We start from the raw sequence: 15975 nt of genomic DNA on the forward strand, positions 1-15975 counted from the left end.
GCGGAGCCCCTCGTGGCTGGTCGGGCGCGAATTCATGGGTTTGGCCGGGTGGGTGGGGTCAGGCGGGGACGCCGTGAACCCGTCCCTGGGGGCTTGGCCGCGGCAACCATGCCGCGGACACCCCGCCTGACCCCACCCACCCGGCCTCTGACAGGTTCCTGCGCAGCCAGCCACGAAAGACAGAACAAAAAATCAAAATCAAAAGCAGAAGCCGGTCGCTGCGCTCTCCAATGCCTGATTTCTGATGTTCCCTGGTTGCCGGCCAGCGGCCGGCACTACCGCAGAGCCTCCACGCATGGCGTGGATCCACCGCACATCGCGGGAAACTGTCGGGGGCGGGGTGGTGGGGGCCAGCAGGACCGTTGGCGCCATGGATGGCGCCATCGAGCCCCCATGGACGGGTTTACGGCGTGTCCTGCTGGCCCCCACCACCCCGCCGTCCCACGGGAACCCAGCTTTTGCTTGGGCCATTGCCGTTGCCATTGCCGTTGCCGTTGCCCTGGCCTCGGCGGGTGCCGGGCGCCGCCCGGCCAAAGCCCATCCCCCCGCTTCCGGTACAATGTCGGGCCCGTTTCCCAACTACGGTTCCCCGGACATGATGGTCCTCGAGGGCGCGCCCGCCCTGTCGCCGTTCCGCCGCGAACGTCTTGAATCCCGCCTGCAGTCCATCGCTCCCTCCCTGCGCATCAGCGGTGCCTGGCACGTCTACTTCGTGCAGCCCGAAGGCAGCGCCGCCCCCGACCTGACCACCCTGTGCCGCATCCTCGAAGCGGCGCCGCAGGCCGAAGCCGTGGCCGACGGCGCGGTCAGCCGCATCGTGGTGCCGCGCCTGGGCACGCTGTCGCCGTGGTCGAGCAAGGCCACCGAACTGGTCCGCGGTGCCGGCCAGTCGGTCAGCCGGGTCGAGCGTGGCCTGCGCATCGACGTGCAGGGCTGGCCGGCCGATGCCGCCGCCCAGCAGGCGCTGGTCAAGGCGCTGCACGACCCGATGACGCAGTCGGTGCTGGAGACCGTGGAACAGGGCCAGGCGCTGTTCTCGGCACCGGCCCGGGGTGAACTGGAGCGCGTGCCGGTAGACCAGCTGGAGGCCGCCAACCAGCGCCTCGGCCTGGCCATGGCCCAGGACGAGATCGACTACCTGCGCGAGCGTTTCACTGCGCTGGGCCGGTCGCCGTCGGACGTGGAACTGATGATGTTCGCGCAGGCCAATTCCGAGCACTGCCGCCACAAGATCTTCAACGCCAGCTGGACCATCGACGGCCAGGAGCAGGACCGCTCGCTGTTCCGGATGATCAAGAACACCCACCAGCAGACTCCGCAGCACACGCTCAGCGCGTACAGCGACAATGCCGCGGTGATCGAAGGCCATCCGGCCTCGCGCTATCGCCCCGATCCGGCCAGTGGCGAATACCGCCGCGAGCCGCAGGTGCCCAGCGCGTTCCAGATCAAGGTGGAAACGCACAACCATCCGACCGCGATCGCGCCGTTCCCGGGTGCCTCGACCGGTGCCGGTGGCGAGATCCGCGATGAGGGCGCGACCGGCCGTGGCGGCAAGCCGAAGGCGGGCCTGACCGGCTTCTCGGTCTCGCACCTGCGCATCCCCGAGCTGCCGCAGCCGTGGGAAGCGCCGCGCGCGCTGAACCCGCGCATGGCGCCGGCGCTGGAAATCATGACCGACGGCCCGCTCGGCGGCGCCGCGTTCAACAACGAATTCGGCCGCCCGAACCTGCTCGGCTACTTCCGCAGCTTCGAGCTGCCCGAAGGCGCCGATCTGGTGCGTGCATACGACAAGCCGATCATGCTGGCCGGCGGCCTCGGCGCGATCGATCGCGTGCAGGTCGACAAGATCCCGCTGCAGGCCGGTGATGCGGTCATCGTGCTCGGCGGGCCGGCGATGCTGATCGGCCTGGGCGGCGGCGCAGCCAGTTCGGTGGCCTCCGGCGAGAGCGCCGAGGACCTGGACTTTGCCAGCGTGCAGCGCGACAACCCGGAAATGGAGCGCCGCTGCCAGGAGGTCATCGACCGCTGCGTGGCGATGGGCGCCAACAACCCGATCAAGTTCTTCCACGACGTCGGTGCCGGTGGCCTGTCCAATGCCATCCCCGAACTGCTGCACGACTCCAAGGTCGGCGGTGTCATCGACCTGGGCAAGGTGCCCACCGATGATCCGTCGCTGTCGCCGATGCAGCTGTGGTGCAACGAGTCGCAGGAGCGCTACGTGCTGGGCGTGGCCCAGGAGCGCCTGGCCGAGTTCGCCGCGCTGTGCGCCCGCGAGCGCTGCCCGTTCGCTGCCGTTGGCGTGGCCACCGCCGAGGAGCACCTGGTGGTGGCCTACGGTGCCGTGCCGGGCCACACCCCGGCCGATGCGCCGATCGACCTGCCGATGGACGTGCTGTTCGGCAAGCCGCCGAAGATGCACCGCGACACCGCGCACCCGCCGGCACCGCGCTGGCCGGCGCTGAAGACCGGCGGCCTGGACCTGCAGGAAGCCGGCCTGCGCGTACTCGCGCACCCGACCGTCGCCTCGAAGAACTTCCTGGTCACCATCGGTGACCGCAGCGTCGGTGGCCTGACCGCGCGTGAGCAGATGGTCGGCCCGTGGCAGCTGCCGGTGGCTGACGTGGCGATCACCCTGGCCGACTTCGATGGCGTGGCCGGCGAAGCGATGTCGATCGGCGAGCGCACCCCGCTGGCCCTGCTCGACGCCGCTGCGTCGGCACGCATGGCGGTGGGCGAAGCGCTGACCAACCTGTGTGCGGCCCCGGTCGATGCGCTGGATGAAATCAAGCTGTCGGCGAACTGGATGGCCGCGGCCGGCCATCCGGGCGAAGACGCACTGCTGTACGACGCGGTGAAGGCGGTGGGCATGGAACTGTGCCCGCAGCTGGACATCAGCATCCCGGTGGGCAAGGACTCGCTGTCGATGCAGGCGCAGTGGCACGACCAGGGCGAAGCGCACAAGAGCGTGTCGCCGGTGTCGCTGGTGATCTCGGCGTTCGCGCCGGTCGCCGACGTGCGCCAGCAGCTGACCCCGCTGCTCGACCGCGACGTGGACAGCGAGCTGTGGCTGATCGGCCTGGGTGCCGGCAAGCAGCGCCTGGGCGGTTCGATCCTGGCCCAGGTGCACGCCGACCATGGCGATCTGCCGGCCTTCGCCGGTGCCGCTCCGGACCTGGACGATCCGCAGCGCCTGCGTGGCTTCTTCGAGCTGATCCGCGATGCGCGCCAGTCTGGCCTGCTGCTGGCCTACCACGACCGCAGCGACGGTGGTGCCTTCGCCGCGCTGTGCGAAATGGCCTTTACTTCGCGCCTTGGCCTGGACATCACCCTCGATGCCTGGGGCGATGATCCGTTCCGCAGCCTGTTCAATGAAGAACTGGGTGCGGTGGTGCAGATCGCGCGCGAAGACCGCGCTGCGTTCGCCGACCTGGTCGAACGCCACGCACTGACCGAATGCGCACAGCGCATCGCCAAGCCGACCACCGCGCCGGTGGTGCGCGTGTCGCTGGGTGGCGAGAACCTGGCCGAATGGCGTTGGGACGCACTGTTCGACGCCTGGTGGTCGGTCACCCACGCGATGCAGAAGCGCCGCGACAACCCGGCCAACGCCGATGCCGAGCGCGAGGTCGCCCGTGCCTTCAACGCACCGGGCCTGAAGCCCAAGCTCAGCTTCGACCTGAACGAGGATGTGGCGGCACCGTTCATCAGCACCGGTGCGCGTCCGCGCGTGGCGGTGCTGCGCGAGCAGGGCGTCAACGGCCAGATCGAAATGGCCAACGCCTTCGAACGTGCCGGCTTCCGCGCCTTCGACGTGCACATGAGCGACCTGATCGAAGGCCGCGTGGCGCTGCAGGATTTCACCGGCCTGGTCGCCTGCGGCGGCTTCAGCTACGGCGATGTGCTCGGTGCCGGCCGTGGCTGGGCCACCTCGATCCTGGAGCGCAGTGCGCTGCGTGATGCCTTCGCCGCGTTCTTCGCGCGCGAAGACAGCTTCGCGCTGGGCGTGTGCAACGGCTGCCAGATGATGAGCCAGCTGAAGAACATCATCCCGGGTGCCGGGCACTGGCCGCAGTTCCGCCGCAATGCCAGCGAGCAGTTCGAAGCCCGCACCGCGCTGCTGGAAGTGGTGGAATCGCCGTCGATCCTGCTGCGTGGCATGGCCGGCTCGCGCCTGCCGGTAGCGGTGGCGCACGGCGAAGGCCAGGCCGTGTTCGACAACGCCGTCGACCAGGCTGCCGCCCGCGTCTCGCTGCGCTACATCGATGGCCATGGCAACGTCGCCAGCCAGTACCCGCTGAACCCGAACGGTTCGCCGGACGGCATCACCGGCCTGACCAGCACCGACGGCCGCGTCACCATCATGATGCCGCACCCGGAGCGCACCCCGCGCGCGCTCAACCTGAGCTGGGCACCGGCTGAATGGCAGGGTGATTCGCCGTGGATGCGCATGTTCCGCAACGCGCGGGTGTGGTGCGGCTGATCGCATCGTTCCGCGCAGGCCGCAATGCCACCGCGTATGGAAAAACCCGCCGCTTTGTCGGCGGGTTTTTCTTTGTGTGCGTGAAATTGCTGATCTGGCCGCTAGTTACATCCGTTTTCATGCGCCAGCAGTTCGTCACGTATGTCTAACAAAATGCCTTTATAAACACGTGAAATAGTGAACTGCTTCACGGCAATAGGATTTGTCGTGTCAAAGTCTTGACGATCTGCAAAGTTGCCGTTAACACTTGAACCCCGTTTCAGAATCATTCATTTCGCAGTAACCGGTTGGCGCACGCGCTCGGTTTTCTGTCGCTGCGCGCCGTTCGGCAATACCCCGCAGTAAATCACGCGAATAAACGCCCCCAGGGGACGTTGGGCCGGAAAGCCCAGCGGTGGCGTTGCTTTGCCCAAAACCAGTCCAATCAGGAGCCGTACCGATGAATCGGATTTATCGCAAGGTCTGGAACAAAGCACTGGGTCAATTGGTGGTGGCCTCGGAACTGGCCTCCTCCGACAGCAGCAGTGGCGGGGTCGTCGACCAGCGCCGCGATGCGACACAGGCCACGCCCGCACTGCTGGCGGTGGCACTGGGCCTGGTATTGGGGTTGGGCATGAGCGGCAGCGCGACGGCACAGTCGGTGCAGATCGGCGGCAGCGCCACCTGCGTTGCATTCAGCGGCAAGCTGCTGGAAAAGTGCCTGATCGAAGGCTCGGCCACGGCCAAGGGCAGCAACGCGGTGGCGATCGGCAGCAACAGCAATGCCAGCGCCGCCAACAGCGTGGCGCTGGGCGCTGGCTCCAAGGCCACGCGGGCCAATACCGTGTCCATCGGCGATGCTGGCAAGGAGCGCCAGCTCACCAACGTGGCTGCTGGTACGCAGGGCACCGATGCGGTGAACAAGGCGCAGCTGGACGCGCAGGCGCGCGCCACACAGGCCGCGCTGGCTGATGTCGCCGCCGATGGAAACCGCTATTTCAAGGCCGACGGCGCAGGCGATGACAGCGACGCGGCGAAGATCGAGGGGCAGGGCGCAGTCGCGGCCGGCGCCGGTGCACAGGCGCTGGCCAACGCCACCACCGCCATCGGGACCCAGGCCATTGCCGCCGGTCTCGGCGCCAGTGCCTTCGGCCAGGGCGCCCTGGCCATCGGCGATGCCAGCGTGGTGGTCGGGCAGAGCGCGGCCGCGTTCGGGCTTGGCGATACGGCCGTCGGCGCCAGCGCGTACGCAGCCAGCGAGAACGGCGCGGCCACCGCACTCGGTGCGTTGTCCGAAGCCACTGCCGATGGCGCGACGGCCGTCGGCGGTGGTGCCGTGGCGATGGGCCCGGGCAGCACCGCACTGGGCCGCGGCGCCACTGCCGCCAATGAAGCATCGATCGCGGTGGGGGCGTTCAGCACTGCCGTGGGTGAGTACAGCACCGCGCTGGGGTCCAACTCGGCGGCGGTCGCCACCGGCAGCGTGGCGCTGGGCGCCGGCTCGCTGGCCGACCGTGTCGACACCGTGTCGGTCGGCGCCGCCGAATACGGCCTGACCCGGCAGATCACCAGCGTCGCGGCGGGCACCGAAGACACCGACGCGGTCAACGTCGGCCAGTTGAAGGGCGTCGCCGCCGTGGCCGATGCCACCGCCAAGCGTTTCCAGGCCACGGGCAGCAGCAACAGTGATGCGGGTGCATTGGCCGAGGGCGACGAGGCGCTGGCGGCTGGCGAGGCGGCCAACGCCATCGGCAACGGCACCACCGCCGTGGGCGCGGGCGCCAATGCCGTCGCACAGAACGCGACCGCGGTGGGCAACAACGCACTGGCCTCAGGTCAGAACAGTGCCGCGTTCGGCAACAACGCGCAGGCCAACGGCCCAGGCAGTGTCGCCGTCGGTGGTGCTGCGGTGGATGCCGATGGCAATCCGCTGATCACCAGTGGCGGCGTGCCGGTGGAAACCGGCGCCACCAGTGCCGGTGTCGGTGGTACTGCGGTGGGTGCGAGTGCCGAGGCCGGCGGTTTCGCCGCGTCTGCCTTTGGCGTGGGCGCATATGCCGCCGGCGCGCAGTCGTCCGCGTTCGGTGCGGTTGCCAATGCCATCGGTGATTACTCCACCGCGCTGGGTACGCAGAGCAATGCCACCGGCACCAGCAGCGTGGCCATCGGCGGCCCGGCCGATCTGATTCCAGGCCTGGGCTTCTTCGTGCAGACCCAGGCCAGCGGCGAAGCGTCGACCGCCGTCGGCGCCGGCGCCATCGCCAGCGGTGATCGCGCGGTGGCCAACGGCAGCCTGACCGAAGCGTCCGGCGCCGAAGCGACTGCGGTCGGCTACTTCGCCTACGCACCGGGCGAGAACGCCAGCGCGCTCGGCGCGCAGACCTGGGCCAGCGGCGCGCAGAGCACCGCCGTGGGCTACTACGCCACCGCACGCGGTGCCAACAGCGTTGCGCTCGGCGCCAACTCCGAAGCGGTGCGTGCCAACAGCGTGGCCGTGGGCAGTGCCGGCAACGAACGGCAGATCACCAGCGTCGCCGCGGGCAGTGAAGCCACCGATGCAGTGAACAAGGCGCAGCTCGACGCGGTGGCCAGCACCGCCGACAGCACCGCGCGCTTCTTCCAGGCCCAGCCGGAAGCAGGCAGCGATGCCGGTGCATTGGCCGAGGGCGAAGGTGCGGTTGCGGCGGGTTCGTCGAGCAATGCGATCGGCGCTGGCGCGATTGCACAGGGCGCAGCGGCCTCGGCCATCGGTGACGACGCCGTGGCGGTGGGGCGCAACAGCAACGCCACCGGCAATGGCGGTGTTGCCATCGGTGGCCTCGGCCAGGCCTACGACGAGTACAACCAGCCGATCATCGGTGCCGACGGTACAGCACAGCAGGTCGGCACCACTGCCGTTGCCGACGCCACGGCGGTCGGCAGTGGTGCGCAGGCGACCGGCGCTGCCAGCAGTGCGTTCGGCAACGCCGCCAGGGCCAGCGGAGACAACAGCTTCGCGGCCGGCGGCAAGTCGCGTGCGACCGGCAGCTACGCGGTTGCGGTTGGCGACAGCGCCTTCGCCAGCAGTGACGACAGCACCGCCGTCGGTGGCTACAGCTGGGCTACCGCAAGCGGGGCGAGTGCGTTCGGTTCCGGCGCCTGGGCAACGGCCACCAATGCCTCGGCATTCGGCAACGCGGCCTGGGCCAGTGGCAGTGGTGCGACCTCCATCGGTTACAACAGCTGGGCCAACGGCACCAGCTCCACCGCCGTCGGTCGCGGCGCATTCGGTTATGGCGACAACAGCGTGGCGCTGGGCTTCCAGGCGCTGGGCAACAGCCTCAACAGCATCGCCATCGGCACCAACACGGTGGCCGGTGGTGAAAGCGCGATCGCGCTCGGTGCCGGCAGCAACGCCAGCGCCAGCAACGCCGTCGCACTGGGCGCCGGCTCGGTCGCCAACCGCGCCCGCAGCGTTTCGGTCGGCAGCACCGGTAACGAACGCCAGGTGACCAACGTCGCCGCCGGTACCCAGGCCACCGACGCGGTGAACAAGGCGCAGCTGGATGCCGTGGCGGGCGCGGCAGCCACCACCGGCCGCTTCTTCCAGGCCAGCGGCAACGGCGGTGATGTGGCCGGTGCACTGGTGGACGGTGACAACGCGCTGGCCGCCGGTGATGCGGCCAACGCCATCGGCAACGGGGCCACCGCACTCGGCAGTGGCGCCAACGCGCTGGCCAGCAATGCGCAGGCACTGGGCGTCAACGCCCTGGCCAGCGCCGCCAACGCCAGCGCGGTCGGTGCAAATGCGCAGGCGACCGCTGAATACGCAACCGCGCAGGGTGCGGAAAGCGAGGCCAGTGGCGAGCAGAGTGCGGCGTTCGGTGCGGCCAGCATCGCCAGCGGTGCTGGCAGCACCGCGACCGGCGTGCTGTCCGAAGCCTCCGGCGAGGAGGCGGTGGCAGTGGGGTACTTCAGCAATGCCAGTGGCAGCGGCGCCACCGCGGTCGGCAGCGAGAGTGTCGCCAGTGGCACCGCGTCGGCAGCGTTCGGCATCGGTGCCGAGGCGACCGGCGGCTACAGCACCGCCATCGGTGGCTATGCACAGGCCTCGGCCTTCAATGCCACAGCCTTCGGCAACTTCGCCAATGCCTCCGGCTCCAACAGCGTGGCGCTGGGCGGCGATTCGGAAGCCTCCGGTGCCTACAGCACCGCCACTGGCCAGGGCAGCCTGGCCACCGGCACCAACAGCGTCGCCGTCGGCGGATCGCTGTTCGGCGTGCTGGCCACCGAAGCATCGGGCAACTACTCCACCGCCGTCGGTGGCGGCGCCTGGTCCGGTGGCATCAACAGCACCGCGCTGGGCAACGCCGCCGAATCGCGCGCTGCCAACAGCGTGGCGCTGGGTGCCGATTCGATCGCCGACCGCGACAACACCGTGTCGGTCGGCGGCGGTGGCAACACCCGCCAGATCACCAACGTGGCTGATGGCACGCAGGGCAATGATGCGGTCAACAAGAGCCAGCTCGACGCCGTAGCCGCCGCAGCGGAAAAGACCAGCAGGCAGTTCCAGGCCAGCGGCAACGCCGATGGCGAAACAGGGGCACTGGTCGAGGGCGACAACGCGCTGGCGGCCGGCGATGCGGCCAACGCCATCGGCAACGGCGCCACCGCGCTGGGCAGCGGTGCCAACGCGCTGGCGGCCAACGCCACGGCCGTGGGCATGGATGCATTGGCCACCGGCAACAATGCGGCGGCGCTGGGCAGCACAGCGCAGGCCAGCGGTGAAGACAGCCTTGCGCTCGGCACCGGTGCCAGCGCCAGCGAGCTCGGCGCCAGCGCGGTCGGTGCGCGTGCACAGGCCAGCGGTGCGTACAGCACGGCAACCGGCACCGAATCCAACGCCAGCGGCACGCAGGCCCTGGCCAGCGGCTTCCGTAGTGCCGCCTCTGCCGATGGCACCACTGCCGTCGGTGGCTATGCCGAGGCCAGTGGACGCCTCGGCACCGCATTGGGCTACGGCTCGGCGGCCAGTGGTGCCAACACGACCGCCGTCGGCTTCGGTGCTGCTGCAGCCGGTACCGGTGCCGTGGCGGTGGGTCAGTCCAGCGAGGCCAGCGGCGAGGAGAGCGTGGCCATCGGTGGCAGCACCTTCTTCGGCCTGATCCCGTCGCGTGCCAGTGGCACCGGTGCGGCGGCGTTCGGTGCCGGCGCATGGGCGACCGAAGACTACGCCACGGCAATCGGCTGGAACTCGTGGGCCGCTGGCAGCAATGCCACGGCCCTGGGCGCCAACGCCACCGCCAACGGCAGCAACAGTGTCGCCCTCGGTGCCGGCTCCAAGGCCGACCGTGACAACACCGTGGCCGTCGGCAAGGCCGGTGGCGAACGCCAGGTGACCCATGTGGCAGCCGGTACCGAAGCCACCGACGCGGTGAACAAGGGCCAGCTGGATGCCGTTGCCAGCGTCGCCGACAGGACCAGCCGCCAGTTCCAGGCCAGCGGCAATGCCGATGGCGAGGCCGGTGCCCTGGTGGACGGTGACAACGCCTTGGCCGCCGGCAACGCGTCCAACGCCATCGGCAACGGTGCCACCGCGCTGGGCAGTGGCGCCAACGCGATGGCCGCCAACGCCACGGCGGTAGGCGCCGACGCCCTGGCGACCGGCAGCAACGCGGCGGCACTGGGTACCAACGCACAGGCCAGTGGTGTCGACAGCGTGGCCGTGGGCAGCGCTGCCAGCGCCAGTGAACTCGGCGCCAGCGCTACCGGCGCCGGCGCCCAGGCCAAGGGCGCCTACAGCACCGCCAGCGGCGCGCAGGCCACGGCCAGCGGCACGCAGTCGCAGGCCAGCGGTTTCCGCGCCACTGCCTCGGCCGATGGCGCCTCGGCGCTGGGCAGCTACGCCGAAGCCAGTGGTCGACTGGGTACTGCGGTGGGTTACGGCAGCAAGGCCACCGGTGCGAACGCTACCGCGGTGGGTGTAAGTGCCAACGCTTCGGCGGCCGGCAGCATCGCACTGGGCGCAGGCTCGGTGGCTGATCGTGCCAACACCGTGTCGGTCGGCAGTGCCAGCAGTGATCGACAGATCACCCGTGTCGCCGCCGGTACCGAGCGCACCGATGCAGTCAATCGTGGCCAGCTCGATGCGGTCGCGGCGACCGCCGATGGCACCGCACGCTACGTCAAGGCCAGCGGCGCGGGTACCGCCAGTGCCAGCGGCAGCGATGCCGCAGCGATCGGTTCGGCCGCCAGTGCCAGCGGCGCACGCAGCAATGCGCTGGGTGCCAATGCGATGGCCATCGGCAACGGTGCGCTTGCATTGGGCAACAGTGCCGGCGCGTCCGGTGCGAACTCGGTGGCACTGGGTGCGGGCTCGCGTGCGCTCGATGCCAACGTGGTGTCGGTCGGTGGTGGCAACGGCACCGATGGCCCGGTCGCGCGCCGCATCGTCAATGTGGCCGACGGCCGCATCGCCGCCGGCAGCAGCGACGCGGTCACCGGCTCGCAGCTCAACGTCACCAACCAGCGCGTAGGCGCAGTGGAAACCCGTGTCGGTGATTTCGACTCGCGCATCGCCACGGTCGAGACCACGGCGGCCAGCGCCGTCGGCTATGACGACGCCAGCCGTGACCGCCTGACCCTGTCCGGCTTCCAGGGCACCACCATCGACAACGTCGGCGCGGGCAACATCGCCGCCGGCAGCCGCCAGGCGATCAATGGCGGTCAGCTGTTCCAGTCGCTCAGTGATGCCGCCAGCTTCCTCGGCGGTGGTGCCAGCGTCGGCATGCAGGGCGTGTTCGTGGCGCCGAACTACGTGATCCAGGGCGCCACCTACAGCAATGTCGGCGATGCGCTGGGCGCGCTGGACCGCAAGGTCAGTGAGATTGACCGTCGCACTGCCGGTGGCACGCGAGCAGGCGCGTCCAGCCTGCGCGCAATGAGTGCTTCGCTGGATGAAAGCCCGCTGGCCAGCGTGGCCGACGCACCGGCAACGGCCGATGCCGCGCCGGCCAGTACCGCACGCGTGCAGGGCACGCCGACGGTGGCCGCGGCGGGGGCGGGCATTCCGGTCGGCACCCCGGCCACCGGCTTCAACGCCGTGGCCATGGGCGATGGCGCGGTAGCCAGCGGCGCTTCGTCCACGGCCATCGGCCAGGGCGCCAGTGCCACGGCGGCAAATGCCGTGGCGCTGGGCCAGGGCTCGGTTGCCGATCGTGCCAACACGGTCTCGGTGGGCAGCGAAGGCAACGAACGTCAGGTCACCAACGTCGCCGCCGGCACCACCGCCACCGACGCCGTCAACAAGGGCCAGCTGGACCGTGGCATGGCGACGGCGAACAGCTACACCGACAGCCGCGTCCAGGCCGTTGCCGACAGCTTCGATGTGTTCAAGGGCGAGATCGACGGACGCCTGCGCCACATGGACCGCCGCATCGACCGCCAGGGCGCGATGAGCGCAGCGATGCTCAACATGGCCACCAGTGCCGCCGGTATCCGCACCCAGAACCGTGTCGGCGTCGGCATCGGTTTCCAGGGGGGCGAGTCGGCGTTGTCGCTGGGTTACCAGCGTGCGATCAGCGATCGCGCCACGGTCACCTTCGGCGGCGCCTTCAGCAGTGACGACAGTTCGGTCGGCGTCGGTGCCGGCTTCGGCTGGTAAGCCACTCCATCGCGCCGGCGGCCACCCACGCCGGCGCCGTACCTGCAGTGAGGGCCTGGGGGGAGGTCACGGCAATCCCGGCTGGGCCGGCCGGGAGTCGTCAAGGAATGATGGCCGCAGTGTTGGTTCGATCCATGACCCAGAAGAGGAATTCGACGTGATCAAGAAGCAGAACCTTCGCATCAATGTGCTTGCCGCCGCCGTGCTGTCGATGACGGCGGTCGGTGCCGTCCACGCCGCCGGGTTGCCGACCCGTGAACCGGTGCGCCAGGCCAGCACCGCCCAGCCGGGTACCGAGCGCATCATCGTCAAGTACCGGGCCGGCGCTGCTGCCGCCACCGACCGCTCGGCGAAGCTGTCCACCGTGCAGTCCGCACTGACCCGTGCCAGTCTCTCCGGCGGCACGTCACGCGCCAGCACGCTCGGCCCGCAGGTGGTCCGCAAGCTGTCTACCGGTGCGGACCTCATCCGTGTGCAGGGCCGCCTGGCACCGGCCGAACTGCAGCGCGTGCTGAAGGAACTGAAGGCCGATCCGTCGGTGCAGTACGCCGAAGCCGACGTGAAGCTGCGCCGCAGCGAACTGCGTGCCGGCAACGTGCAGCCGGCGCTGGTGCCGAACGATCCCTTCTACCAGCAGAACCAGTGGCATCTGCACAATGCGGTCGGCGGCATCAACGCACCGGCGGCGTGGGATGTCTCGCAGGGCGAGGGCATCGTGGTGGCAGTGATCGATACCGGCGTCCTGCCGCAGCATCCGGACCTGGTCGGAAACCTGCTGGAAGGCTACGACTTCATCAGCGATGCGGAGACCTCGCGGCGCCCGACCAACGATCGCGTGCCGGGTGCGCAGGACTACGGTGATTGGGTCGAGAACGACAACGAGTGCTATGACGGCTCGCTGGCCGACGACAGTTCCTGGCACGGCACCCACGTCGCTGGCACCGTGGCCGAGCAGACCAACAACGGCGTCGGCATGGCCGGTGTCGCCTACAAGGCCAAGGTGCTGCCGGTCCGCGTGCTGGGCAAGTGCGGCGGCTACCTGTCCGACATCGCTGATGCGGTGACCTGGGCCTCCGGCGGTACCGTGACCGGCATCCCGGCCAACACCAATCCGGCCGAGATCATCAACATGAGCCTGGGGGGCGGTGGTTCCTGCGCCAGCACCTACCAGGACGCGATCAACGGCGCGATCTCGCGCGGTACCACGGTGGTGGTGGCTGCCGGCAATGAAGCCGACAACGCGTCCAAGTACCAGCCGGCCAGCTGCGAAGGCGTGGTGACCGTGGGTGCCACCCGCATCACCGGTGGCATCACCTACTACTCCAACTATGGAGCCCGCGTGGACCTGTCCGGTCCGGGCGGTGGCGGCAGTGTCGACGGCAACCCGGGCGGCTACATCTGGCAGACCGGCTCCAATGCGGCCACCACGCCGGAATCGGGCACGCCGGGCTACATGGGCATGGGCGGTACCTCGATGGCCTCGCCGCATGTGGCCGCCGTTGCGGCACTGGTGCAGAGCGCACTGATCGCCAAGGGCAAGGATCCGTTGACCCCGGCCGCGATGCGTACCCTGCTGAAGGAAACGGCGCGTCCGTTCCCGGTCGCCATCCCGGCGGCGACCCCGATCGGTACCGGCATCCTCGATGCCAAGGCCGCGCTGGCCAAGGCACTGGAAGAACCGTGCACCGAAAACTGCGGGCCGGTGGCCACGCCGCTGACCAACAAGGCCGCAGTCGGCGGCCTGAACGGTGCTGCCGGCAGCAGTAAGCTGTACAGCTTCGAAGCCGTCGCCGGAAAGCAGCTCAGCGTGATCACCTACGGTGGCACCGGCAACGTCTCGGTCTACATTGCCCAGGGGCGTGAGCCGAGCGCCAGCGACAACGACGGCAAGTCGACCCGTCCCGGCACGTCCGAAACGGTGCGGGTGAACAAGCCGGTGGCGGGTACCTATTACATCAAGGTGGTGGGCGAAGCGGCATACAACGGCGTGAGCATTCTCGCCACGCAGTAATCACCTCATGTCGTAGTTGAACGGCCGACGCCCGTCACCCTGTGTGACGGGCTTCGTCTTTTTACGAAAGGTGGCCGCAGGGCGGCGGAAATCACGGCTTAACTGCTAAAGTCGGGCCGATTGACAGGAGAGTCACGTGAACGCGCTCGCTGCAACCGTTACCGACGACGCCGAAGGCCGCATCCTGGATGCGTTGCTGGCGCGCGGCCGGCTCAAGGAAGGAGACCTGGCACGCGCGCGGCCGTTGCATGCCGAGGCCGGCGGCAGTCTGCTGGGCCTGCTGGTGCGCCTGGGCCTGGTGTCTGAACGCGACCAGGCACAGGCCAGCGCTGAGGTGCTGGGCCTGCCGCTGCTGGAGGGCAAGCAGGTGCCGGAGGCCCCGCCGCAGGCGCTGGCCGAGGGACTTCCGCTGTCGCTGCGCTTCCTGAAGCAGTTCCATGTGTGCCCGCTGGAGTTGGATGAACACGGGGTGCGGCTGTGGCTGGCCGATGCCCACGACGCCTATCCACAGCAGGCCGTGCAGTTGGCCCTTGGGGTCCCGGTGACACCGGTGCTGGGCATGCGCGCGGAGATCGATGACCTGGTCGAGCGCTGGTTCGGCCAGGGCCGCAGCGCGATGGGCGCGATCGTGGAAACCGCGGATGGCGAGGGCGGTGCGGTCGACGACATCGAGCACCTGCGCGACCTTGCGTCGGAAGCACCGGTGATCCGCCTGGTCAACCTGGTGATCCAGCGTGCGGTGGAGCTGCGCGCTTCGGATATCCATGTCGAACCGTTCGAGAGCCGGTTGAAGGTCCGCTACCGCGTCGATGGCGTGCTGGTGGAGGGCGAAAGCCCGCCGGCCAACCTCACCGCTGCGGTGATCAGCCGCATCAAGATCATGGCCCGGCTCAACATCGCCGAGCGCCGCCTGCCGCAGGACGGCCGCATCATGCTGCGCGTGCAGGGCAAGGAGCTGGACCTGCGCGTGAGCACGGTACCGACCGCGCATGGCGAAAGCGTGGTGATGCGCCTGCTGGACCGCGAAACGGTGGTGTTCGATTTCCACCGGCTCGGCTTCACCGATGCCTTCCTGCCGCAGTTCCGCAAGGTGCTGGAACAGCCGCATGGCATCCTGCTGGTCACCGGCCCGACCGGCTCGGGCAAGACCACGACGCTGTACACCGCGCTGAGCCAGCTCAACACCGCCGACGTCAAGATCATCACGGTCGAAGACCCGGTGGAATACCAGATAGAAGGCATCAACCAGATCCAGGCCAAGCCGCAGATCGGCCTCGACTTCGCCAATGCCCTGCGCAGCATCGTGCGCCAGGATCCGGACATCATCATGATCGGTGAAATGCGCGACCTGGAAACCGCGCGCATCGCCATCCAGTCGGCGCTGACCGGCCACCTGGTGCTGTCCACCCTGCATACCAACAACGCAGCCGGTGGCATCACCCGCCTGCTCGACATGGGCGTGGAGGACTACCTGCTCACGTCCACCATCAACGGCATCCTGGCCCAGCGCCTGGTACGCCGGCTGGAGCCGACCCACGCCGAGCGCTACGAAGCCTCGCCGGAAGAGATCGAGCGGTTCGAACTGCGCCGCCTGCAGCCGGAAGGGCCGATCCACCTGTACCGCCCGAAGCCGTCTGCGCTGGCGCCGACCGGCTACCTGGGGCGTACCACCATCATGGAATTCCTGGTGATGAACGATGCGCTGCGCCGTGCGGTGATGCGCCGCGATGGCATGGGCGAGATCGAGCGCATCGCCCGCGAGGCCGGCATGCGCACCATGTACGAGGATGGCCTGTCCAAGGCGTTGAGCGGGCAGACCACCATCGAGGAAGTGCTGCGCGTGACCGAGGAAAGCTGATGCGT

At 69.1% G+C, this 15975-nt stretch carries 4 protein-coding genes; all 4 read left to right on the plus strand.

The window, feature by feature from the left end:
* The first annotated feature begins 595 nt into the window (after window positions 1-595).
* The 4 genes from purL (at window position 596) to gspE (ending at window position 15970) form a co-directional block, all read left to right on the plus strand.
* Complete coding sequence (gene purL / locus AC5P98_RS17655) at window positions 596-4480, plus strand: phosphoribosylformylglycinamidine synthase (protein ID WP_099476194.1); 3885 nt, start codon at window positions 596-598, stop codon at window positions 4478-4480.
* 439 nt (window positions 4481-4919) lie between these two features.
* The gene (locus tag AC5P98_RS17660) at window positions 4920-12101 is read left to right on the plus strand and encodes an ESPR-type extended signal peptide-containing protein (protein ID WP_049418953.1); all 7182 of its coding nucleotides are present in this window, start codon (window positions 4920-4922) and stop codon (window positions 12099-12101) included.
* A 157-nt stretch (window positions 12102-12258) separates the two neighbouring features.
* The gene (locus tag AC5P98_RS17665) at window positions 12259-14112 is read left to right on the plus strand and encodes a S8 family peptidase (protein WP_014645887.1); all 1854 of its coding nucleotides are present in this window, start codon (window positions 12259-12261) and stop codon (window positions 14110-14112) included.
* 136 nt (window positions 14113-14248) lie between these two features.
* On the plus strand, window positions 14249-15970 hold the full coding sequence (gene gspE / locus AC5P98_RS17670; RefSeq protein ID WP_014035931.1) for a type II secretion system ATPase GspE: 1722 nt from the start codon (window positions 14249-14251) through the stop codon (window positions 15968-15970).
* The last annotated feature ends 5 nt before the right edge of the window (window positions 15971-15975 follow it).

Source organism: Stenotrophomonas sp. YJH_SMC_135, assembly GCF_059372355.1.